This window comes from Nostoc sp. XA010 (assembly GCF_020829625.1).
GTDB lineage: Bacteria > Cyanobacteriota > Cyanobacteriia > Cyanobacteriales > Nostocaceae > Nostoc.
In genome coordinates this window covers 142,547-167,592 of record NZ_JAIVFX010000004.1, presented here as the reverse complement: position 1 = coordinate 167,592, position 25,046 = coordinate 142,547, and the positions used below count along the sequence as shown (strand labels likewise).

17 protein-coding genes are annotated in these 25,046 nt (G+C 41.9%); 6 read left to right on the top strand and 11 right to left on the bottom strand.

The annotated features are described in order from the left end of the window. Positions 1-54: 54 nt before the first annotated feature. Positions 55-1,110: a TIGR02281 family clan AA aspartic protease gene (locus LC608_RS08090; RefSeq protein ID WP_229553047.1), complete on the top strand. Its 1,056-nt coding sequence runs from the start codon at positions 55-57 to the stop codon at positions 1,108-1,110. Here LC608_RS08090 and trpD read toward each other — a convergent pair. The 3 genes from trpD to LC608_RS08075 form a co-directional block, all read right to left on the bottom strand. After that, positions 1,040-2,155, bottom strand: coding sequence for an anthranilate phosphoribosyltransferase (gene trpD, locus LC608_RS08085; RefSeq protein WP_229553046.1), 1,116 nt, complete (start codon positions 2,153-2,155; stop codon positions 1,040-1,042). The two genes, LC608_RS08090 and trpD, sit on opposite strands and share 71 nt — an antisense overlap. An 80-nt stretch (positions 2,156-2,235) precedes the next feature. After that, positions 2,236-3,117 (bottom strand): DNA adenine methylase, encoded by an 882-nt coding sequence (locus LC608_RS08080; RefSeq protein WP_229553045.1) that lies wholly within the window; start codon positions 3,115-3,117, stop codon positions 2,236-2,238. A 271-nt stretch (positions 3,118-3,388) separates the two neighbouring features. Further along, the gene (locus LC608_RS08075; RefSeq protein WP_229553044.1) at positions 3,389-4,300 is read right to left on the bottom strand and encodes a restriction endonuclease; all 912 of its coding nucleotides are present in this window, start codon (positions 4,298-4,300) and stop codon (positions 3,389-3,391) included. 233 nt (positions 4,301-4,533) lie between these two features. Between LC608_RS08075 and LC608_RS08070 the strand changes: the two genes are divergently transcribed. Then, a complete protein-coding gene (locus LC608_RS08070; RefSeq protein ID WP_229553043.1) occupies positions 4,534-4,713 on the top strand; it encodes a high light inducible protein in 180 nt (59 codons plus the stop codon). 209 nt (positions 4,714-4,922) lie between these two features. Here the strand turns inward: LC608_RS08070 and LC608_RS08065 are convergent, their stop codons facing one another. From LC608_RS08065 to LC608_RS08050, 4 genes are all read right to left on the bottom strand, one after another. After that, positions 4,923-6,014, bottom strand: coding sequence for a hypothetical protein (locus tag LC608_RS08065; RefSeq protein ID WP_229553042.1), 1,092 nt, complete (start codon positions 6,012-6,014; stop codon positions 4,923-4,925). Between the two features lie 172 nt (positions 6,015-6,186). Next, positions 6,187-9,162 (bottom strand): molecular chaperone, encoded by a 2,976-nt coding sequence (locus LC608_RS08060; RefSeq protein ID WP_229553041.1) that lies wholly within the window; start codon positions 9,160-9,162, stop codon positions 6,187-6,189. 218 nt (positions 9,163-9,380) lie between these two features. Continuing rightward, the gene (locus LC608_RS08055) at positions 9,381-9,575 is read right to left on the bottom strand and encodes an aspartate aminotransferase (RefSeq protein ID WP_229553040.1); all 195 of its coding nucleotides are present in this window, start codon (positions 9,573-9,575) and stop codon (positions 9,381-9,383) included. Between the two features lie 54 nt (positions 9,576-9,629). Further along, the gene (locus LC608_RS08050; protein ID WP_229553039.1) at positions 9,630-12,170 is read right to left on the bottom strand and encodes a proteasome protein; all 2,541 of its coding nucleotides are present in this window, start codon (positions 12,168-12,170) and stop codon (positions 9,630-9,632) included. Positions 12,171-13,316: 1,146 nt separating this feature from the next. On the opposite strand from LC608_RS08050, the gene LC608_RS08045 reads away from it, so the two are divergent. Together LC608_RS08045 and LC608_RS08040 are read left to right on the top strand one after the other, a co-directional pair. Next, positions 13,317-16,112 (top strand): PAS domain-containing protein, encoded by a 2,796-nt coding sequence (locus LC608_RS08045; protein ID WP_229553240.1) that lies wholly within the window; start codon positions 13,317-13,319, stop codon positions 16,110-16,112. Between the two features lie 295 nt (positions 16,113-16,407). Next, positions 16,408-17,130, top strand: coding sequence for a cyclase family protein (locus tag LC608_RS08040; RefSeq protein ID WP_229553038.1), 723 nt, complete (start codon positions 16,408-16,410; stop codon positions 17,128-17,130). A 141-nt stretch (positions 17,131-17,271) separates the two neighbouring features. Here LC608_RS08040 and LC608_RS37490 read toward each other — a convergent pair whose 3' ends face one another. Continuing rightward, positions 17,272-17,469 (bottom strand): transposase, encoded by a 198-nt coding sequence (locus tag LC608_RS37490; RefSeq protein ID WP_374108381.1) that lies wholly within the window; start codon positions 17,467-17,469, stop codon positions 17,272-17,274. A 40-nt stretch (positions 17,470-17,509) separates the two neighbouring features. Here LC608_RS37490 and LC608_RS08035 point away from each other — a divergent pair, with 40 nt between their 5' ends. Then, positions 17,510-17,902: a transposase gene (locus LC608_RS08035; protein WP_229553037.1), complete on the top strand. Its 393-nt coding sequence runs from the start codon at positions 17,510-17,512 to the stop codon at positions 17,900-17,902. Between the two features lie 64 nt (positions 17,903-17,966). Here LC608_RS08035 and LC608_RS08030 read toward each other — a convergent pair whose 3' ends face one another. Beyond that, positions 17,967-20,135, bottom strand: coding sequence for a serine/threonine-protein kinase (locus tag LC608_RS08030; protein ID WP_229553036.1), 2,169 nt, complete (start codon positions 20,133-20,135; stop codon positions 17,967-17,969). Between the two features lie 285 nt (positions 20,136-20,420). Then, on the bottom strand, positions 20,421-22,115 hold the full coding sequence (locus LC608_RS08025) for a serine/threonine-protein kinase (protein ID WP_229553035.1): 1,695 nt from the start codon (positions 22,113-22,115) through the stop codon (positions 20,421-20,423). A 209-nt stretch (positions 22,116-22,324) separates the two neighbouring features. On the opposite strand from LC608_RS08025, the gene LC608_RS08020 reads away from it, so the two are divergent. After that, entirely contained in the window at positions 22,325-23,839 is a 1,515-nt protein-coding gene (locus tag LC608_RS08020) for a phenylacetate--CoA ligase family protein (RefSeq protein ID WP_229553034.1), read from the top strand. A 44-nt stretch (positions 23,840-23,883) separates the two neighbouring features. On the opposite strand, the gene cax is transcribed toward LC608_RS08020, so the two are convergent. Further along, complete coding sequence (cax, locus tag LC608_RS08015; protein ID WP_229553033.1) at positions 23,884-25,005, bottom strand: calcium/proton exchanger; 1,122 nt, start codon at positions 25,003-25,005, stop codon at positions 23,884-23,886. Positions 25,006-25,046 lie beyond the last annotated feature (41 nt).

Here is a 25,046-nt window from a genome sequence, read left to right as displayed (position 1 = left end):
GGAATTAAATTAGCGGGAGTGGCTTTGGCAAAGCTTGGGTGGTTAAAATTAATTATGCTTCAGTCTTTTTTATCCCGTGCAACCCTAATTTTTCTATCAAGCGCTCTAGCGGTTTTGTGTGTTGCCTGTAGTGAAGACCAACGGAACACTGCGACTGGTGGCAATGAGCAACCCGCGCCAATTGGGGAGCAGGCATCAGTACAGCCTGTCGTTGAACCAACAACACCAGCAGTTACCCCTACCCCAGAAGCACAACCGCTAGAGCCATCTGAAAGTGAACCAAGTCTTTTTGAGATGGGGCTAGATAAAGCCGTTGGCGCTTGGAGTATCAGCCGATCTGCTCAATCTCCAGGTGATTGGATTTTGGTGGCGAATCAGTACCAGGATGCGATCGCGCTGATGCAAAGAGTCCGGCGACAAAGCCCAGAATTTGCGATCGCTCAAACCAAAATTACTGAATATCGTCGCCAAATTAAATATGCCCAACAGCAAGCTAATCCTCGCCCTGTGCGCGTTGCCGAACCGAAGAGGATAATAGTTGTGGTTCCCCAGACAATAACCACACCAAAGTATACCTCACCTCTATCGCCTCCACAAGAAATAAACCCGTTACCACCAAAACCAGCTTTGCCCTCATCAGCAGTGGTAATTCCAACTCAGGAAGTATTTACAGCCCCGATTAAAAGGCGAATTGGTGGAACACCAATTGTCGAAGTTACCTTTAATGGGCAGCAACAATTTGACATGATTGTGGATACGGGAGCCAGTGGCACTGTAATTACCCAAGAGATGGCAAATACCTTGGGAATAGTGCCAGTGGGGAAAGCTAAGGCAAATACCGCGAGTTCCAGGGCTGTAGAATTTCCTGTAGGCTACGTTAATTCGATGGCAGCTGGCGGGGTAACAGTGAATAGAGTAGCAGTTGCGATCGCAGGTACGGAACTAGAAACTGGACTTTTAGGACATGACTTTTTTGGTAACTACGATGTCACCATCAAACGTAATGTGGTAGAGTTTCGTCCGCAATTGCGATCGCAAATTAATTCCCCAGAAACTCAACTAACTGCTCCAACTTCGTCCAAGCAGCCCCACTTTGTAGGATATCCTTAGCGATTTTAATCCCCTCAGCGTGATCGAGGAATGCGATCGTACCCGCTACTTGCAGCGCCAACGACGCATTCAACGCTACTGCATCTTGTTGTGCCTGAGTTCCCTTACCTTGGAGTACCGCCTTGAGAATCACCGCATTCTCTTGGACATCTCCACCTCGAAGCATACCTATGGAAGCAGGCGTTAGATCCAAATCTAGGGGATTAATGCTAGTTAACTGCACTTCTCCGTCTGATAACACCGCCAAATCAGTTAAATCTCCTAACCCAGCCTCATCAAGTTTTTCTCGTCCGTGCAGCACAATCGCCTTTTCCTTGCCCAAATTCTGTAAAGCTTCGGCAACAGTTGCCAAAAGCTTAGGAGTATATAAGCCTACTACCTGCCCAGTTGGACGCAAGGGATTTACTAGCGGCCCGAGCAAATTAAAAATTGTTCGCACCTTCAAAGTCCGCCGTAATGAGGCAACCGCCTTGAGTGCTGGATGCCAACCAGGGGCAAACAAGAAAGTGATCCCGACTTCTTGTAGTGCGGCTTGCACTTTTTCACTGGATGCGCTCAAGTTTACACCCAAGGCTTCCAATACATCTGCACTTCCTGTGAGACTTGAGGCTGAACGATTGCCGTGTTTGGCGACAGGTATACCAGATGCTGCGGCGACAAATGCAACGGCTGTGGAAATATTAAAGGTTGATGATCCATCTCCACCAGTGCCACAGGTATCAATTAGGGGGATTGGGGATTGGGGATTAGGGATTGGGGATTGGGTAGATTCTTGCCCAGTCCCCAGCCCCCAGTCCCCAGTCCCTAGTTTTGATTGAGATTGTAATACTTCAGCCATGCCGGTCAACTCGTCGGCAGAAATGCCTCTAAAGTTCAGCGCTGTTAAAATAGCCCCTGATAACTCTGGGGGAACCGCTTCAGTGAGCCAACCTTGCATCAATTCAGCAGCTTGAGTACGGGACAAGGATTGGCCATCTATTAATTGTTGCAGCAGGATATACCAGCTAGTAGAGGATTCTTGAGCAGGGATTGGGGAAGTTATCATAGCTAAGGTTTGTATGTTGTAGCTATATTGAGAGCTATGGGGTTATCCTACCGGAAAATTGGAAGCTATCAAAGTTAGGTTTAAATCTTAAGGCTTAATTGCAAAGCTAGATTAGCAAGATTCTGAACTTGTGGTTTTTTTTCCAAATCAAGTTTAACTTCGTAGTTAGTAATGAATAACTCTTTTCCTTTAGCCGCACCACTTTGCTTATAGTTATTCATCCCATACTGTAATTCCCATGCTGAGATATTAGCCCATTTAAAATTGTCTCGAATGTGCGATGAGTCATCATAGGTTATTAACCAGCGATGATGACATTGTTGCAAAAGGTTAGCAAATCTCTGATGTTCAAAAGAAGTGTGCAAGTCACCGTCTTTACCATATAGCTTTGATTTAGTAGCACTAAAATATGGGGGATCTAAGAATAAAAATACATCTTCCCCGTCTGATTTTAATAGGTGGCTGTAATCTAAATTAGTAATTTGGACATTTTCTGATAGAATGTTTTCTAACTTTTCTAGCCGTTCTATTGAAGAATCAGTAAATCTTTTATGGAAAGCTTGTTCCGAAAAACCGCCTGATTCTACAGTTCCTGAAAAAGTAATTCTATTGAGTACGAAAAAGCGAACTGCTCTTTCTAAATCAGATAAATTATTTACATCTACACTAGTTAATTCCGTAAATAGTGATTTACCATCTGTATATCTAATTTTAATATGTCGAATTTCTTTAACTAACTGAGCTATATCAGATTGGGCAAACTTCCAGAATAAGAAGAGTTCGCGGTTTAAATCGTTAATCCAAATTTTGATATGAGGAAACTTTTGTCTTAAATAAATAAATACAGAACCACCACCTACAAAAGGTTCTCGAAATTCCGAAAAGCTCTCTGGCAAGTATTCGACTATCTGATTAATTGCTTTTGACTTACCACCAGGATAACGGAGTGGGCTTTTGATCATAAATTATTACTTTCATTGTTTTTTTTAACGTAGAGGGACGCAAAATAAAGGCATAAGGTATAGAAACTTTTTCAAAGATAATTAATTCGCTACAACCTAATAGGGTATGTACTTATTCTATTGACAATATACTACCTTTTAATGCTAACTTATGTTTGTCTAGACTTTAGCGCCAAGACATCGAGGAGAGCTTTTGAGTATACTTGTAAAAAAGTAAGTTTTGTTAAAATATATTGATTTAATTATTTCGAAATTTGCAAAAAAAGACTATTTAACTATCTGTAAAATAATCTGAATCTATCTTTTTTATTTCATAAAATGATACTGCTGATACCCCTACATTATTGTCAATCATCAATTGTGCTAATTTTTGCCCATCTATCAATACAACCTTTATATCTATTCCCAACACATAACTTTTTGCATCTTGAGTAAAATTAGAAGTTGTAATAAATACTCCTTTTTTTGCTCTTTGCCCATATAAAGCGCCAACAAATTTTTGAATTTCTGGTCTGCCTATGACATTAGTATCCCATCTTTTAGCTTGGATATAAACAACATCTAATCCTAATTTATCTTCTTTAATTATACCATCAATACCACCATCACCACTTTTACCAATTGCTTTTCCAGCATCACGCCTTGAACCTCCATAACCCATTTTGATAAGTAAATCAATGACAAGTCTTTCAAAAAAATCTGGCGAAATATTTTTAATCCGATTAATCAAATCTATTTCCAATTCCTTACGGATTTTTTGGTATCCTAACTCCATAGACTCTTGCGGAGTTATTTCTGAGATTTCGTCAAGTTCTGAACTAATTTTCTCATCTTGCTTTTTTGAACTTTTGAACTTAATAAAATCAGGGAATTGGCTAAGAAACTGAGTATTTATCTCTTTTTGAGATTGCCTAGCTACGTTTATACCTTCTTCTGTAATCTCAAAATATCCTCTTTTTGGGGTTGCTAATAAACCTGCTTTTTTTAAGTATGTTCTTGCCCATCCTACCCGATTATCAAATAACGGTTGTTGACCGCTAGGTAATAATTCTTTTCGTTCGTCTTCACTTAAACTAAACTGGTCAGCTAAAGCTCCAATGACTTCTCTCATAGAGTGTTCTTGACCATCAAGTGCATATTTCAGCAACGGAAGCATTATCTTTTGATAATCAGGTATTGCCATTTTTATCTATTTAAAAGTTTAAAAAAATCAAACTATAGGCATTTTTAACATCCTTTCCAGAAAATTGGTGAAAAATGAGATTAAGATCGCAAACCTACTAACATAAAACTACGTGTCCGTAATATCCACTACTGAATTTTATCTTGAGTTTATGTTGCATTTTAGTAAAAACCTGTTACATTACTTTACAGGCAGTTATAACTGTTACATCATAAAAGCTCGGAGTATTATTTATGGCAGACGTTAAGAAGACTACGCCTTCGGTTTCAGAAGATCGTAATGCTTTGCGCTGGGGCTTCACTCCTCAGAGCGAAAACTGGAACGGTCGTTTTGCAATGATCGGTTTTTTATCTGCCGTTGCGCTTGAAGTGTTTTCTGGCCAAGGGATTCTACACTTCTGGGGCATTTTATAAATTTAAACGTTTTTATCTTCATTAGATTATGAGGCAAGGTGGGGATTGGCAAAATCGTCTGCCTTGCCTCATAATCTCAAGAATTAGAAAACTCGCCAGCAAGTAGTACGCCACAGCGTAAATAGAGCAACCATCTAAAATCCCTAAAGAGCTTATTTCATAATACTTTTGACTTTTGATTTTTGATTTTTGACTTCCGCCTTGCGGTGCTAGCGTGATGAGCGAAATATTACACGACCTGGAGATTCTTCTTGATTAATTCGCGCATATACTCGAAGACAAGTTAAGACTTCGCCAGGAATACCACCACAGTCTAGTTGCAAGTCATCCTTGGATGAAGCACAGATATCTGCATATAGTCCCGATAATTGGCGAATTCGCACTTCATTACCTGCATTAATAGCTTCGTCAGCGACTTTCTTCAAGATGCGCCGTGATTCATGTTGTAGCTTTCCCCACCAAGAATAGCGTTCAGCCGGTGGTACAAATACTAGGGAATGTATTGCTTCGTCCATGTCAATCCAAGCACGGAGAATTGACAGGGGATCAGTGTTTTTCTCTGCTTTTTGGGTGCGTTGAAAGCGATCGCTTAAAGCATCAATATATTGATCGCGCTGTTCTGCTTTGGAGTGTAAAGAAATGACATCGAAGCTAAAAATGCTCTTTAAAGCATGATGTAAATCTGGGTCTATTTCAATAAAATTCATATATAAAAATAGGAATGCTGCTGGTAAATCGGATGCATTACCTTGAGTATTTTGAGAATTTGAAAGTGCTTGTTGATATAAGCTCAATCCCTGAGTTTGAACAGTACCACTAAGTCCGGGGTAGATAATTTCATCGCGGATAAAGGGAAGTTGATAGAGGTTAGAATTATCTGCGATCGCACCAACTTCTTGGGCTAAATCTAAGGTGCGCGATCGCCAAGTTGCAGCTAAATCTTCTGGTACTCGCAGCAGTTTGCGTTGAATCTCATTCCACAAATCAGAGTCCGTTGTGCTTTGCAATTGGGAATTACCCAGATAATAATTAAGTTCTGAGTCAGAATCAAAAGCTTCCCGCAGGTGACTTAGTTTTAAATCATCTGGCGCATCTTCCCAACCAATATTTTGCTGTGGAGGTGAAGGTTCCAACAGGCTATGAAGTTCTTGCAGCACCTCATCGCATATTTTAGATCCTGGATCTAGTGGTAATTCTGTGCGAGCCTGATTTAAAGTCGCCTCTAGTCCATACAAACTAAACCGCAGTAATTGGGCTAACTCTGAGTTTTCTATCTCTAATAATTGACGCAAGTGCTGCATGAATCTCACCTCCAAATATTACTTGTATGTGATTCGTAGCGAATTAAACTTGGCAAACCTCTGCGCCCCTTAGCGTTTACTCCGCGCCCCTCTGCGTTTAAAAATCTTAAATTTTTTCAACGCAAAGGAACGCATTCGCAAAGCGTCTCGTAGAGAAGGTTTAATGCAAGAGTTAATGTATGCCGCAAAATGGATCGCGTTCTTTATCAACTTCGTTGGGCTGCAATTCTAATTCAGCAAGATAAACGCATCCTTCTTCTTTGAGGCATTCTTGATTGTTTGATGTCCAGTAAGGGACTTCACCGGCGTGCATCCGTAGAATACCTTGATCGTCGAGAGTTACACGATATTGGCAAGGGTAATCTGTTGTTACATCTGGTTTGCTGAGTGCGCCAATTCGTATCCATTTTTTGCTGTTAGTTTCGGCATCTGTTTGATAAACATAAAAGGTGTGTTGGCCAGTTTGCGGGAAGGGAGGTAAGGGATTACTAATTAACCCAATTCCTGGTTTCGTCACGCCATCGCGCAGATAGTGAAATTTTTGGAACAATTTACTACCATCATTTCCTACTTCAAACACAAGATGATAGGCATCTGGTTGATCAACAGTTGCAGACTCAAGAACATTGACAGCAATATCACCATCATTTAAATCTTTGTTGAAGCGTTCCACAGCAATATTCCAGTTCAATTTACCATCAGCAAATAGCGTTGAAGTTTCGGAAACTACCGATTCCAAATCAATGCCAGGTATGTCAATTAAATAATGGGGATTTCCTTGACAAAGCAACACACTAAATTCAAGAGTTTGGTCAATCTCAAACTGGACTTTAATTTTTTTTAGAAACTCTGCTTCTTGCATTCCCAGTTTATTCATGAGGTTTTTGCCGTCGAAGCTACCCCATAGTCGTAAATCTCCATCCTCGTAGTCTTGACGGTAAATAATATTAGTTAATTGAATTCCTTGCCATGCAGTACGAACTTTGGCAACAGTTTCCGAAGGTGCTAGTTGGTAGAGTTCTTGCCCAGCCTTGAATATGGTGAGCAAATCATTACTTTGAGTTTTGCGTTTGAAGTTGCAGGGTAAATAATAAAACAGATTTTTGACATCAATTTCTAGCTGGTTGGCTCCCTTACGCAGCAAGCTTTTAGACTCTTCTGGGTCGAATCTTAATCTTCGCAGTTTCTCGGCATAGCAAGCACCGGCGGAGGTGGCTAATTTGGTAAATTCCAACACAAAGGTAATGCGTTCTGGATTCCAGACAAAATATGGAGACTTACTAAATTCTTGGTAGATTTGGCGTTGCACTATGTCTAAATTACAAGTTTTTCCAGACAAAATTAACCAATCAACTTTTTGGGAATTCCAAGAATCTTTGGTGATATCATCGAGACGCAAGCGACTTTCCATTAATCCTTTGGCAATCCCGATCGCTTCTTTAATTCCTGAAACGGCGGCTCGTTCAAATTGCTGGTTATCTAGGGTAATGCAGATGTTATTTGGATCTTGAACTTGCAATTTAACGGCGCTTTGGGTGAGCAGTTCAGAAATTTGCTGTTCAGAAAGTGTGAAGGTTAATAGAGAATTATCTGCTGGTACTTTTTGCCCAAGCTTCAGTTTAGCGGCTTCCGCATGATCCCAGAGGATATAAAATGATTGCAGGCGTTGGGGTGCTTGTTGCCAACGCGTGGGTAATACTTTCTCGGCAGTATCTAGGGCATCTTTGTAAGCAACATCGCCTTCTGGATTCTCTTTATCTAGACATTTTAAAAGGCTACCAGTTTTGAATTTGCCTTGTTCTAAAAAGCGCTCGTTTAACTCAGAGTTAATTAAATCTTCTAGCTTTTCACTTTCTATATTCCCTGATGTAACTGCTGTTAAGAGAAAATCTGCGATCGCAACTTTTAATAATCTAAAAATTCGCAGTGTAATTAACTCACCACCTAACTGTAAATGACCAGATGAGCCTAATAGTTTGGGGGTAAGTTTATAGTAACGCCCTCCTAAACCTCGGTCTTCATAATCGGCAAAGGTAGGGGTTTTATCTTCTAAAGTCAGTTCAATTAAAGCTAAGTCTGTGGTTCCCCCGCCAATATCCAAAACCAGAACATTTTGTGACCATTTGTTTCCTGCTTGGCGACAACGAGTTTTGAATGACTCGATGCCAATGTTGAGATTACCACCAAATTCTCGCCATAAAAAGAATATCGCCACAGAAACAGCTTCATCATAAGCAGTTTGTACATCATCGATCCCCAACTGCTCAACTAATTCCTTAACTTCCTTGCGAACAACTGGTGGGGCGACAGTGGGGTAGGTGACAACTGCTGTTAAAAAATCTCCTTCTGAAAACCTGCGTTGGGCGCGTTGGCGGTAATCTTCAGTTAACTCGATTAAATGCGCCCAAGCAGATTGGATCAGTTGGTTAGCGGTAATTATTTCTTCTTCACCATCCAAAATAACTGAAAACAAACGATCCTGGCCAAAATAGCGTTTGGGTGAATGGTGAAATCTGCTGATAATTTCCTTTAAAGAACCGCTTGTACCTTGAGCGATCGCTTTTTTTCGGTTATCTCTGGCTTCCCTTCCCATCCGCAGTTTTAAATCGCTTAACTGCGAAATTTCCGACTCGCTAGGAATTTCCGTATCGCGGCGATCGATATCAAGCACAACTGGAATCAGATTTTGCGACTCTAGGGTAGGGACGCGGAACACCTCATGATAAATTTGGTAAAGTTTTTTGCTGACAGCACGGCGGAATCTCTCACTGTTTCCTAAAGAAAGTTCAATTTGGCGAATTGCTTCTAAAAATCGCTCTTTATTGTCACTTTCAAATACTTCACTCAAACTGCTGGGTTCTATCTCCAGATTTCTGCTAATTTCTGCGATAAACTTTTCCCAATCATCAGCACTGACATCTGGTAAAGCCACTGATGCGGGAGAACTCAGCCATTGTGATAAGCGATCGCGCAACCGCATTTCCTGTTCTTTGGGTAGAATTTCTGCGATCGGTACTTCAATTGGATCGAAGAGTGTAACGGTGGAATTCGATGTACCAAAATCTAAAGCAAACCATCCCGGAAATCTTTTTTGTTGTTTCTCGCTTGGTTCTTGCTCGCTATATTTGTTGAGTTGAAAAGGGTTCATTATAGTATCACTTTCTGTTGTTCGTTTTATAGCTGGCTAAAAACTGTAATGTTCTATCATAAAATTACAAATTTAGAGAATCTTTGGTCTTGTACCACTGATTCTCTTTAGCAGTGGCGTTTTTATTTGGCGCGATATCTACGTTGGGCTACGCTTTTATATGAAAGGGCATAGGCGTAGCCCAAACTAGGCGATCGCTATGAAAATTACGGCAGTTACTAAGTTGATGTTGAAGATTCTTCCTCAGTTGCAAGTCTTACTTGTTCGATGGTTAAACTAAGTAACTGGGCAACATCTTCCATCGACATACCACGAGCTAAAAACTGAGGTACAAGTTCAAGCTTTAGTTCTTTTCGTCCCTCTTGTTTAGCTTCTTGATAAACCCTAGTTTCTTCTAACTTAACTCCTAACATTGCCTCTACCTCTTCACGACTTAAGTTGGCAAATTTATAAACTGCAATCGTTGCTCATCTCAAATCATCTAAGTAAGAAACAGCAGCAACTTCTGAAATAATCTGCAACCAAATAGGAATTGCGATCTCAGATGGCAATTCCCCAGCCGCCAAATATCTCAGCAAAGTTTCTTTTTTTGAAAGGTTTTGTAAACTAGGAATAATTTGATCCAAAATACCTTCAAGTTCGGAATTTATTTGCTGATTAACTTCGCTAACATACTGCACAAGATGGAGGCTGGCGCTAGCAGTGATTTCATCTCGCAGTCGCAGTACTAAAAGTTGGTGGTTGCTCGATCTAGGTAAACCTTGGCTTTTTTCTGGTGCCCAGTCAAAGATTTGACCAACGTTGTGTTTCTCGTCTTTACGTGCTAAAGGAAAGATAATTTCGGGTGCAACGGTTTTGTCTTTACTAGTGATTTCGGAAATGATTGCTTCTTTCCATTCGTTAGGATCGCATCCTAGTAATAATTTGAAAAAGAGATCAGCATCTTCAAAACCAAATTTTTCTTCGATTTCTTGTTCCATATCTGGATGGAAAAATGCCTGCAATTGTTCGCGTTCTGGGGCTACATAATTTGACAATTGATTCAGCAAATCTACCACTGCTTGATGGATGCGATCGCGGGCAAAATCTTCTACTTCTTTAACGGTTTTCTCAAATACCGGATAAAAATCATCACTCTTAGTTGGAAGGGAACTATTGACGCGATTTCCCCGATCAAATAATTTCCCCGCTGCACCTTTAGATTCTGCCAGAGCGATCGCTCCATTGTTGGCTTTGTTGAAGAGTAAAGTCCACTGGTTCCAATTCAGGATTCTAAAGGTAAGTTCGTCTTTTACTACATCGCTGACGACAACACCGCGCCGGTCTTTGAGTGGTTCTTTCCCTAAATCTTTTTGAAAATTCCTATAGATTTTATCTAAGCTTTCGACCACAAAGCGCAGCTCGACAAAGGCGGGACTATCACCTGTAGGGATACCTTGCTCGTGAATTTCATCTATGATGTCTTTCAAGTGATCTTGTTGCTGACTCACCACATCAGCCGATCTCCGAGTATCTTCATACAGTTGCTTTAGACCATGAGTCGCTACGTGAATTTGAATCAATTCCCGCAGCTTACTAAGTCCCCCATCTTGACTAAAGTAACCTAGCTGTCTGCCCAAATAACTGCGAGTGTTAGATTCTAATAGTTGTTCACTTAATCGCTGCCATTTTTCTTGTAGCCGTTTAGACCGATCTAGAAAATCAGGATAGTCTAAGTTAGCCAAAAACTCTGTTGAGCCTGCTTTCACGGTACTAGAACGTTTTGCCAATTCAGCTAGTCCCAACAGTGGCGATAGTAAAACGATGCGGTCTTTTTGAGTTGTAAACGCTTCTGCACCGTCAATGGTAGTTTGCAAAACTTTGAGTTTTTGGAAAACGGTTTCCTCTTGTAAATGTCTATCTTCAATCAGTTGGTCAAGTTCTCTTTCGCCACCTTCGCTGTCTAGGGGTAGTTGATCAAAGCGACCCACACCTACGAGAATTAAATCTTTCAGGTCTTGTCCCGGTCGCTGCTGCTGCATCATCGTAAAGATTTTATTGGCGCGATCGCTCCCAGGAGATTTACCATTTAGCAATACCAAAATTGTTTGTACTTCTGCCAATTCTCGCAGCGACAAAAAGGTATCCCTAGCCCCCGAATTAGCAGCCCCTAATCCCGGAAAGTCAATAAGAATAAATTTAGCTGCACCTGCAAAATCCCAAATTTCCCGTGAGATTTTCACATCAATATCTACGCGGCGAATGAGTGGGAAGCTGTTTTGCAATAACTTCGTTGGTAGCCTCTGGGGTGGACTCGGTAATCGGATATGCGCTGGAGGTAAATCTTCAAATTTCAGAGTTTGGATTGCCATTGGCTGTTCGACTAGCTGTAGCCCCTCGCGGGCGGTAGTAGCATCAATCTGGTAACGCCCACCACACATAACTTCCCCATAAGCTTGATAAGCCCGGAGAAATAATACCAACTCCCGGAGTAAATAACGTAGCTCTAAATTGTTACTGCTATTCCATGCTTCTTCACACCAGCCAATAATATCTGTGCCAGAGTTGAGTTTCGATACTGGTATAGGAGGGAGACCTGCTGCTGTCGTCCGTTTATTGGCTTCCCCTAGCATGAAGCGTAGACACTCGTGTACCCCTTCATGAGAAAGATAATCTACCGTAAAATTACTTAATTGTGTAGTGGCAAAGTCATCTTGCGGTATGATATGTATGGCAGTAACATTACCTGTAGTGGGGTTTTCGCTGACCGGCAAAGCATCAGCATATCCAATTAGACTACCTAAAAGTAAAGTTTTCCCACTACTGAATTCCCCCATCACCCCAATTTTGACAGGTGAAGTTGCCAGGTCTACAGTTTTCTGGGCAGCTGACCGCAGACGCAGGAGACAGTCGTCAAGACTAGCTGGAACCCAATCTTCTCGTTTTGAAGGGTGCTGGGGCACAGAATCTATCTTTCGGAGGATGAATTCGCCGTACTCCTTAAAACGGCCCAGTTTATCTGGTTCCATAAAGTAGTTTCCGCCTAACATTAATTTCTGTGAGCTTTATAACATATAAAATGCGATTATCAGCCATTGTTGCAAGGTGTTGATATCACATTTAGCATTTCTCTCATTTAATTTGCGATTTTGGTATGGGGCGTTTTGAACGGTCAAGACAATTTTGAAAAATCGGGTTTGAATTGGAAAATCGAAGAAGGATTTAGAAGTCAGAATGGGCTAAACCTTAGCTATCCGCTAACAGGAGCCACAATGAATAAAGTAGAGTTTTATACCACAATTTAATTAGAGACTCCTTAGTAGAGACGTGGCTATTAAACCCTTTTATAGCCTTTATTTTAAGAGGATGTCCGAAAAGTATTAGGTGAATATAATTCGCTACTACATTAGCATTGTCTACCTATGCCCAAAACATAAAAAATCAAAAATTTCCAACCCACGAAGGTAAGTTTTGTCTCTAGAGCCAAGCTAGTACCGCAAGGCGGAAGTCAAAAGTCAAAAGTCAAAAAGCTTGTGTTGTCAGCTTTTCCCTGATTGTGAATGGTATCTCTATTTACGCCGTGCTGTGCTAGTGCGTTGGGTGGCTCTGCCGACTTGTACTCCTAGGTCGAAGCAAGCTATGCGTAGCGTCTCCGAACAGGAGAAGCAACTGGCGTGCGGCTTATAGTCTCCAGGACTCTAATTCATGCTGAATTCTTCTTGACAAAAAATCAATATTTATTTGATATGAAATTTCTGATTATTGTGAATTTCTGATAAAGATGTAAGCGCCTCATACTGAATTATATATTTCCCGTGAAGCTAAATTAGGTTTTTGAGCAATGTGATTACATAGCTAAGATGGATGTTATGGGGAATTTTAAGAACACACAAACTCAAACAAGTTTACTGACACATAGCTAGCTTAAATTTCACCAAAAGTTCTGAACTTAATCTTAATGATAACTTTAGTATTTTTTTCAATTTATTTACAGTAATAAAGGAATTATTTTAAATATAAAACTAAATAAAGTATTAAGATAAATAGGAGATTGATATATATAATTTATATATCCATTAAAAAATCTTATTTTTAGACTATTACCTTAATAATTTAGGCAGAGCAGGCAGGCAAAAGTGTTTTCTAAAAAGGTGCAGAGCAACATTAACCAAATCATGGTAGAAGAGGAAGAAATAGAACAGGATGAAAAAGTATTTTGCCAGCAGGCGGATACTGCTCCTCTGATGATTTGGATGGCTGGATGCAATACACTTTACTGTTACTTAAATGCAAATTGGCTGGAATTTACTGGAATATATCTAACAACAGGCGCGTCTGTATCTGCGCGAGGAGAGGAGATAGGCAATATCTGGGCTTGCAGCGTCCATCCAGAAGATAGACAGCAATGTGAAGATATATACCTGAGGGCATTTACGGCGCATGATTCGTTCCAGAGGCAATATCGTCTGCGTCGGGCTGATGGCGAATATCGCTGGATTTTAGATACAGCCGCGCCACGCTTTGCAGCAGATGGTAGCTTTGTTGGTTACATCGGTTATTGCATGGATATAACAGAAGTGCCATCTACCTTAAGAGAAAGTTGCTCGGCACCTACAAATTATCAACAAAAACAGACGGCAGAATTAGCAAAAGCAGTAGAACAACTACAAGCTGAAACTGCAAAACGCCAAGAAGTTGAAGCACAATTACGCCAAAAAACATCAGAATTTGCAGCGATTTTGCAAGTGCTTCCTGATTTATACTTTCGTCTTGATGCTGATGGGAGTATTCTGGATTACAAGCCAGGGAAGATGGATCAATCGTATATCCCAACAGGAGATTGTCAGGGCAAGAGCTTGCGAGAATGCCTACCGATTGCTGTAGGCGATCGCTTCTACCAGGCAATAACTCAAGTACTTGAAACTCAATATGAAGTCAGTTTTGAATATACCTTAGCGCTATCATCCGGGAAAAATAATTTTGAAGCTAGGTTATTACCATTACCAGACCAGCAAATCATAGTTCTTGTCCGTCACACCAGCGACAACATCCAAGCAGCATTCCTAGAAGGTGATGCCAAGTTTCGCAGCATTGTCGAAAACGCCAATAACGTTATTTTTGCGCTGACACTTGAAGGGATATTTTCCTACGTTTCTCCTAACTGGACTGAAATTTTTGGACATGAGGTTGCAGAGGTTGAAGGCAAATCCTTTGTTCCCTTTGTACATCCTGACGATGTGCATATCTGTGCCGATTATTTTCAAAGAATTTTGACAACAAGTGAGAAACAAGACGCAATTGAATATCGCGTAAAACACAAAAATGGTAGTTGGCGATGGCATACAAGTAACTCATCTGTTATTAAAGACGCCAATGGTAATGTTTTAAACTTTGTTGGTATTTGCTATGACACCACAGACCGCAAACAAGCAGAAGTTGCACTCAGAGAAAGTGCCCAACGGGAAGCCCTACTCAATCGTCTTTCTAACCAGATTCGAGCTTCCTTGGATCTCAATTACATTGTGGAAACCGCAGTGCAGGAAATTCGCAACTTATTCCAGATCGATCGCTGCACCTTCTTTTGGTATCGGCAAGACGCTGATGTATCCTACTGGGAGAGAGTATATGAGGCGAAAAGTCCCTCTTTCCCCTGTTTGCTTAACCAGCAAGAAGCAACTAATGCAGAAATCGAACTAATCGCAGCCAAAACCTTGAACAAAGAAATCATCCGCATTAATGATGTTGAGACTGTCAGCGATGGCACTGCACAGCAGTTTTTGCAGGATTTTGGTTTTACTGCTTTTATGTCGCTCCCCGTACACACCCAATCTGGGGAAATTGGCACATTTAGCTGTGGTTCTTGTAGTGGCTTCCGGCCTTGGCAGGACAACGAAGTAGAATTATTACAAGCAGTTACAGTTCAACTAGCGATCGCCATTGACCAAGCAAAACTCTACACCCAAAGTCGCATCGCTGCCCAAACAGCCCAAGACAAAGCCCAGCAACTAGAAGCGGCGCTGCTAGAACTTCAACAAACCCAAGCACAACTGATTCAAACTGAAAAAATGTCCAGTTTGGGACAATTGGTTGCAGGTATTGCCCACGAAATCAATAATCCCGTCAATTTTATTTACGGCAATATTACCTACGCCCGTGAATACACCAAGAATTTGCTGCACTTGGTAGACCTTTATCAACAGAACTATTGCCCACCAACACCAGAGATTCACGAACAAGTCTACGCCATTGATTTAGACTTTCTCAAGCAAGATTTGCCCAAAATCCTAGATTCTATGAACATGGGAGCCGAACGCATTCGGCAGATTGTCCTATCTTTACGCAATTTTTCTCGCCTTGATGAAGACGGCACAAAGCCAGTGGATATTCACGAAGGTATTGATAACACCTTGCTGCTGTTGCAAAATCGCCTGAAAGCCAAATCAGGACATTCCGAAATCCGAGTAATCCGAGACTACGGCAACCTGCCACCATTAATGTGTCACGCTGGACACATGAATCAGGTGTTTATGAATCTGTTGACAAATGCGATCGATGCTCTAGAAGAGGGAGTGGGGAATGGGGAAGAAGCAAGGGGGCAGGGAGCAGGGAGCAAGGGAGAATTTTCCCCTCTGCTAAGAGCACCCCGCCCCTCTGCCTCTTATGTACCATGCCCCATGCCCCATGCCCAATCCCCGATCCCCACAATTCGCATTCGCACCCTCATCCAAGAAGACCATGTAATCATTGGCATTGCCGACAACGGCGCAGGCATGGCTGAGGAAGTACGCAAACGCGTATTTGACCCCTTCTTTACTACGAAACCCGTCGGTAAAGGCACGGGTATGGGGTTATCAATTAGCTACCAAATTGTTGTCAAAAAACATGGTGGGCAAATCCAGTGTATTTCAGCACCAGGAGAAGGTGCCGAGTTTGCGATCGTGATTCCATTCAAGCAACAACCCGATTTGTGAATATTACGCAATTTTAATCAAAATTTAATCAAATGTTAACCTACTGGTTGTTAACTAAGATTAATTCACTTTTTGCTGCAACATTTGAACCCCCCAACAACCTGAAAGTTACAGGGATTGGGGGATTATTTCTTCTAATACAGAGAAATAGGAGTAGAAATGTTGCAGTTTAATCGTTTAAAAAACGTTGTAATGGTAGTCTTATTTTTGCGTAGGTGTAGCCCTAATACCATTCGGTTCAGGATATTTCTCGGTTGAAGCAGTTCGGGAATAGAAGCAGGGGGAGAGAAGAATTATGATACAACCCCAAAATCAAAATAGTATCACCTACACACGCGTTATCCACCTAAGTCATGTAATTGACATAGATATTCCCCAATGGTCTGGCGACCCTCCAGTTGAATTTGAAACTGTGGCTGAACTGAATAATGATAGCTATTACCTGCGACGTTTCTCTTTGGGGGAACATAGCGCTACTCATATCAATGCCCCTAACAGTTTTCATAGTTATGCTGTGGGAATTGACCAATACCCCGCCCAGTCTTTGGTTGTACCTGCGGTGGTCATAGATATTCGCCAAGCCACAGCAGTTAATCCTGATTATGCCTTGACTATTGCTGATGTTCTGGCTTGGGAAGAAGAATACGGTGAAATTTCTGGCGGCTGCGTAGTTATACTGAATACTGGTTGGCAAAAAAAGTGGTTTGATAAAAGTGCATTCCTAAATCATGATTCTCAAGGAATTGCCCACTTTCCAGGCTTTGGCAGCGATGCAACTCAATTATTACTGAATGAACGAAAAATAGCAGGGGTAGGAATTGATACTCATGGTGTCGATCCCGGACAGGATAACAGTTTTGCTATTAACCACTTGGTGTTGGAGAAACCGCGCATTGTATTGGAGAATCTTACCAATTTAGATCAACTGCCACCTAAAGGTACTACTCTAGCGATCGGCATTCTCAGGTTGCGTGGTGGTTCTGGTTCTCCTGTCGGGGTGTTAGCATTAGTGCCTTAATTTTTATTCAATGTGCGTAAAACCCGGTCCCCTGGTGGGCGGGGATGTAAGCGCAGTTAAATGGTGGGGTGAGGCTCGTTCCTCTCTACGAGACGGTGCGCGAACGGTACCGCAACGCTTTCGACACCCCATCATTTAACACTATCCGCGTTGCTTGTGAGTTGCAATATATTGTTTAACTGCCTCCCCTGACGCACCACCCACAGACGAGTAGAACGTTCCGTCACTCCACAATCCAGAACCCCAAAACCTACGCTTTTTCAAATCTTTGAACGTGCTGAATATATGCACAGCAGAGATTGATTTCATTGTTTTGGCAATTTCAACTGGCCGAATCATTGGTAAGTAAAAAGCTAGCCAACCAAGCGTAGCGGTTTTTGTGCTTGAGGATTTGTCTAGCGTTCGTACCCACAGACGCGGCAAAAAGATCAATAAATGGTTGGGTAGCTGGGCATTTTACCAGCAAGAACAGTTCTTAGCTTACAAGGCAGAAGCTTTAGGGAAACGAGTCGTACACCAAGATCCTAGATACACTTCCCAGAAATGCAATATTTGTAAGCACATTAAGAGGACAAATCGCCATAAGTCCAAGTTTCATTGCAGGAATTGTGGACATCAAACTCACGCGGATCTTAATGCTTCTAAGAATGTCCGCGATGACTATATTCTCTCCTCTACCCAAGGGACGGAGGAGCAGGGGTCAGTCAATACCCGCAACGAAATACAAGCGAATTGCGTTGCGTTTAGGGGTTGTGGACAAGGGGTAATTTGAAGCAGGGGGAGCAGGGGGAGAATTTTGGAAGTTGCGAAATTATGCCGCAACTATGCAACGCCCTTTACTGAGGTGCTGTCTCTGGCGTTGGTGTTGATGTAGGAGTGGGGGTTTCTGTAGGAGTTGGTGTAGGAGTTGGCGTTGGCGTGGGTGTTTGGGTGGGCGTTGGTGTTTCTGTGGGCGTTGGTGTTGGCGATGGGGGAGGGGTGGGATTTTCTGCTGTAATGCTGAGTTGATAATCTATTGGTTTCGATGCTGTGGAAACTACGACAAACTCGTAAAATCCATTTTCTGGTAATTTGGTTGACAAACTTCGCTCTTTAGAATCTTCTAAAAATTTGATTTTGCCAGAGGGTGAATAGACTGATAACAAAACTTGGGAATTTGCTTGTAGCTTCAATCCCAAAGATTGCTCTTTGGCAAGTCCAGCAATGAATACTTTACCACCACCAGGTTGGAGAGTACCACTGACTGTTTTGCTGATAGCGCCCGGATCAAAGACAAGTTTCTGGAAAGCGCTACCGGCGAGGATAGCACTGAGTTGATCGCTAACAAATCCATACCAGACTTGTCCAATGGGCTGATCTCGAAAATCTTTACCACGCTGTTCAGGGAATACACTTAAAAATGCTGCATCTCCCAAATCATACAAAGAACGGCTACCAACGTTGATTTTGTTGACTTCCACTTTCCAGCGATCGCGTTCAGCACTTGTATAACTTCCCAGTTGTCGGCGTGCATTAGAACTCAGTGGCGCTAATTTTTCCAGCAATTCTGAGGCTGTTTTATCCCATTCTGCCCGTAAACCTTCATCTTCAGGGCCATCGCTGAGAGTGCGTTCTCGTAAACTGGGATTTCTGTCCCAAAAAACTTCATTCACCAAGTTCACGTAAAAGTTAGAGTTAATACCCAACTGTTGACGGCGATCGCTTAATCTTTCTTTACGCTGCCGTTCGGCTGGTGAATATTGCGCCAAAGGATCGGTCGGTTGCTCACTGGTTGGGGTTGGGCTGGCTATAGGATTAGGTTTATCCGCTACATATCGGTTACTATTCAATCCCCACCAAAGTAATCCAACAGTACCGGCTACTACCGCCGCTACTAAGAAGGTTTTTGTTGGTGTCCACCAGCTTGTGGGCTGGAGGGATGGGGGAGATGAGGGGTATGTAGCTTTAGCTTCCCGCAGGGTAGGGGATGGGGGAGGTGGAGAGACGGCGACAGTGGCGGCTGTGGGTTGTGGTGGGGCGGGGTATTGAGTTGGGGGAAAGTTAGCTGGGGGCGGGTTGATAGCTTGGAGGACTTGATGGGCTGATTGATAGCGATCGCTTGGTCTAGCAGATAACATTTTATCTAATACCTGTCCCAAAATCGGACTCAAGCTTACTTCCCGTCGCCACTGCCAGGTCAGATTGTAGGTATCAATTAATTCTTGGGGTTGTTTCCCTGTCAGTAAAACCAACATTGTTGCGGCCAAAGCATACAAGTCGCTGTGGGGAGATACTAACCCAGTTTGCATCTGTTCTGGGGGTGCAAATCCTACCTTACCCAATAGGGTTGGTGATGGGGAAGATGCAACCATACCGGGTTGGTAATATTGGGAAGCAACGGTTGCTACTACTTGTTTGACACCGCCAAAATCAATTAATACTGGCAGTTTGTCAACAGTGCGAAGCATTAAATTATCTGGAGATATATCTCGATGAATAACGCCTATGGAGTGGATATACTCCAATACTGGCAAAATTAAAAGCAACAATTGGCGCACTTCTGCCTCTGTAAAGCGCAAACCCTGTTGTAGCAGGGTATTTAACAAAGAATTGTAAGTTTCCCCTTCCACATAATCTTGCACCAAAAATAGATATTCTTTCCCCCCTAAGTTCATGCGAAGCAGTTCTCGGAAGCGGGGAATTTGGGGATGTTGCAGTTTATAGAGAACACTGGCTTCTCTCTCAAACAGTTCTTCAGCTTTTTGGACAACGTAGGCGGTTTGAACTTGGGGGGAAAATTCTTTTAAAACACAAAGTTCGCGGAAACGATTGACATCTTCAGCTAAATAAGTGCGTCCGAAACCACCTTGGCCAATTTGACGTACAATCACATAGCGATCGCCTAAAGTTAGTCCCGGTTGGATACTATAACTTATGGGCCTATCCAACAACTTTTCACCACACTGGAGACAAAAGCGACTAGCTGGGGAATTTTCATGTCCTTTAGAACAATATATTGAATTCATTGGAAAGTTAAAAGTTAGGAGTTAGGAGTTAGGAGTTAGGAGTTGGGAGTTGGGAGTTGGGAGTTGGGAATTGGGAATTGGGAGTGAGGAGTTAAAAGTTAGGAGTTAGGAGTTAGGAGTTAAAAGTTAGAAGTTAATAGTCAACAGGGAGTAGAGAGTAGCGTTTTTCAATTGATTAAACTACACTATTCCGTGTCTTCAACCGTGGTCTATAAAGAAAGGAAATTGCCGTAATTCATAACTCCTCACTCATAACTCCTAACTCCTCACTCCTAACTTTTAACTCTATTTTTGTACTTTACTGACTTGATCGGCTGCGATCGCATACCAAATTTGACCGAAAGTCTGTTGATTGAGTTTCCCACGCTCCTGATCGGGAAACAACCGATCAAATTTTTCATTTGTATCTTTGGTCAGCTGATCAATTGTATAGTTCCCAAACTGCCCCGATCGCGCTTGCCGTCTCCATGTTACATAATCTTTTTGACTATATTTACCCAATTTTCGACGAGCTGCTGTACTGAGGTCAGCCTGTTCTAGTTTATTCAATAAATCGTCAGCAATACCAGACCATTCATCTCGTAAACCAGCGTCTTCAGATTTAGATGTGAGGCTACGTCTGTTTAATTCTGGTTTCTTTGTATAAAATACATCATCTACAAAGGGAGTAAAAAATCCTTCAGTAATTTCTAGCTGTTGACGACGACTGATAATTTCCTGGAGATTGCTATTTTTTCCTTTGTCGCTGACTGGTTTACCGATTGGATTTGGGAACTGTGGAATTTGCGGTAATGAAATTGATGGGATAGTAATTGAAGTTACGCTCCGAATGACTGCATTTACCACCGCCAAAGTACCTGCACCAGTTAAAACAATTAAAGCTGTTCCCCCTAAACTCATCACAAAAGGGCGAATCCAAACAGGCCAAGATATCGGTTTCGCTATTGCTTGTGTTTTGTTCTGGAATCTACTCATAACAGCACTGGCGCCTTGTCTTCCCGGAGCAACTACCATCGTCTTAATCTTGGTAGTAATATAATTACCTGTGGATTTAGTCGCAGTTGGTGATGGTAAATCTTTGAGGATTTGCTCGGCTCGTTGATAGCGATCGCTCGGTTTATAAGCCAGCATCTTTTTTAACACCGCTTCCAGTTGCGGACTAACTCTAATTTCCTTTCCCCATCCCCAAATTCCCTGATAGCTGTCGTATAATTTTTGTGGCTCTTTGCCTGTAAGCAACACTAGTGATGTCACCGCTAAAGAGTAGAAATCACTACTAAAAAATGCTTTTCCCTGGCGTAGCTGTTCTTCTGGGGCGTAACCCTTTTTACCCAGCAAAGTGTTATTTCCAACTAACTTGGTGCGCCAAAAACCTTGAGAAGCTGGCAATTGCTTGACACCACCAAAATCAATTAATACTGGCAGATTATCAGAACGCCGCCAAATTAGATTATCAGGAGATATATCACGGTGAACTACATCTCGTGAGTGGATGTAGGATAACACGGGTAAAATCTGTTGCAGTAAGGTAATTATTTCCTCTTCACTGAAAGTCTTTCCTTGAGTTTCACGCTGTTCTAATAGTTGGGAATAATTATCACCATCCACATAATCTTGCACTAGAAAGAAAAAATCTTTAGTGCCTATCTTCACTTGTAGCGAGGCGTGAAAACGGGGAATTTGTGGATGCTGGAGTGTTTTCAGGACATTTGCTTCTCGTTCAAATAACTCTTTAGCTTTTTGTAAATCTTGATGTTCTTGTACTTGGGGTGCAAATTCCTTCAGCACACAGGTTTGATGAGCTTTTGTTCTATCTTCCGTCAAATAGGTGCGTCCAAAGCCACCCTGCCCTAAATGACGGATAATTTGATAGCGATTATCCACCATTTGTCCCACAGCAAGAGGTAATGGTTCACCACAATGGGTACAAAAGCGGTTACTACCATTATTTGTGTGTTGTTTACTGCAATAGAGCTGCATGGTGCTGAAGGATAAATTAAGGTTTTATTGAATGACTACAATCGCATACTCTCATTTTCGGATATTTTAGAAAATGTTAGGGAGTGGGTATTCCTATATTAAATCCGTGTTGCTAAGAATCACTGGGGTTTTGGGGGTATTAGATAACAGCTAAAATACTGGCAGCAAGTAACGGTGTTGGTTCTACTTCAGGATAAACAACAAGCGTCATGTACCAGAAATCAAGACAGCAGCAAGTAATTAAAGCATTTGAAGATTTTTTGTCTACCCCCCTAGAAACGATACTGCAACGGCATCTCAACACTCAAACTTCGGCAGCTTTGAGTTTATTTCACGATGTAGCGGCGAATGTACCTGCCTACAAGGCTTTTTTAGCAGAAAGGAAAATTAATCCCGCGACTATTCAAACTTTAGAGGAGTTTCAAAAACTACCAGCGATCGCTAAACAAAATTATATACTGCGCTATCCTTTGGCTAACTTGTGCCGCAACGGACAATTAGAAGGGTGCGACATGATAGCTGCTTCTTCCGGTTCTACTGGTAAACCGACATTTTGGCCTCGTTTTTTCACAGATGAACTCCAAATCGCCACACGTTTTGAACAGATTTTTCACGATAGTTTCTATACAGATACCAGACGTACCCTAGCAGTGATTTGTTTCACTTTTGGCACTTGGGTAGGTGGAATATTTACTACTAATTGCTGTCGTTATCTTGCTAGCAAAGGTTATCCCATCACTGTAATTACCCCTGGTAACAACAAAGAAGAAATCTTACGAGTTGTGCAAGAACTAGGTTCAGCGTTTGAGCAAGTGGTGTTACTAGGATACCCACCATTTTTAAAAGATGTCATTGATACTGGTATCGCTTCTGGTGTGGAGTGGCAGCAATATCAGATTAAGTTAGTTATGGCGGGAGAAGTATTTAGTGAAGAATGGCGGAGTTTAGTTGGTGAAAGAGTTGGTTCACAAAATCCTTGCTATGATTTTGCATCACTTTACGGTACTGCGGATGCAGGAGTTTTGGGCAATGAAACACCGCTAAGTATCTGCATTCGCCGTTTTTTGGCAGAAAATCCCGATGCAGCTAGAGCTTTATTTGGGGAATCGCGTTTACCCACGCTGGTACAGTATGATCCTTGCAGTCGCTTTTTTGAAGTTCAAGACGGCAGATTGCTGTTTTCAGGAGATAACGGTATTCCCTTAGTGCGTTATGACATCTTGGATACTGGCGGAATAATTAGTTATGATGCCATGCTGCAATTTTTAGCAGAATGGGGATTTAACCCGCTCGAAAATCTCCGTTCTGACACTCAACAATCACCTAGAGGTATTCATCAGCTACCTTTTGTTTATGTCTTTGGGCGTTCTAACTTTACAGTTTCCTACTTTGGTGCAAATATCTATCCCGAAAATGTGACGGTGGGATTAGAACAACCAGGAATTCAAAAATGGGTGACGGGTAAATTTGTGTTGCAGGTGAAGGAAGATGCAGACAAGAATCGATTTTTATCTGTGGTTGTGGAATTAGGAGCAGGGGTAGAGGGTAGTGAAGATCAAAAGCAAGCGATCGCATCTTCTATTCTTTCACAACTGCTCCGCTTAAATAGCGAGTTTGCTAATTATGTTCCCGCAGAATATCAAACACCACAAGTTACATTAGCCCCAATGGGTGATTTTGAATATTTCCCGATTGGGGTGAAACATCGTTATACGCGTCAATAGAGTTTGGTTTCGCTTTCATCTCCAAAAAGCTGCCCGATTAGCGCTCAAACTGGATGGAAGTAGAAGGCAGCGCCTAGTATAGCATAGGTTGCTAGCAGCAACATCCCCTCTAACCAGTTAGAGCGACCATCCAAACTAATTAAGTTGGCAATAACCACTGCAATGATCACTGCGACAACCTCAAACAAGTTAAAATTTAAATCCATTGGTTGTCCAATTACCAGCCCAACTAGCACAAGGAGCGGCGCAACCAACAAAGCAACTAGTAGACTCGATCCCATTGCTACAGATACTGCCAAATCCATATTGTTCTTAATCGCTACTCGGACAGCAGTTACATATTCGGCTGCACCTCCAACTAGTGGTAATAAAATTACTCCGGTAAACAAAGGTGTCAATCCTAGTCCTTTTGTTGCTTCTTCAACCGCACCAACAAAAATCTCAGACACGAACGCTATACCAATCGTTGCTACAAGCAAAACACCAACCCAAAGGCTCAAGTTTGGCTTTGAATGTTTATCTTGCTCTGTGGCGGCCTCGTCTTCAGAAACACCTTCTAGTTCTACAACCCCAACATCGTAGAGGTAGCTGTGAGTCTTCAAGGAGAATAACAGCGTAAAACCATAAACTACAATTAAAATGACTGCTACAAAAATCGACAGATTAGTAATAGCGCTTTGCTCGACCACATTAGATGTAGTGATCACCATTGCAGGCAGGACAATTGCAGTTACTGCTAGTGTCATTGTCGAGCCATTGACTCGCGCTGCCATTGGCTGAAAAGTCTGCTCTTTATAGCGTAACCCTCCCAGCAACATAGATAGCCCCATTACCAGCAGTAAATTACTGATAATTGTCCCAGTAATGCTGGCTTTAACAATATCTACCAAGCCTGCTTTGAGAGCTACTAGAGCAATAATTAGCTCAGTTGCATTCCCGAAGACTGCATTTAACAAGCCTCCGATAGAAGGCCCTAAAACCACAGCAATTTCTTCTGTCGCCTGACTCAGCCAAACTGCTAACGGAATAATTGCGACTGCTGAAAGTCCAAATACTGTTAATGCATCCCATTCTAACTTTTCTGCCACAATAGCAATAGGAACGAAAACTAGCAAACCTATTGAAATTAGGTTTTTAGTTTGTATATTTTTGAGTGCGGTTGGCATAAGTATAGAACTCTAATAATGATAAGTATCGTTTAATTCAT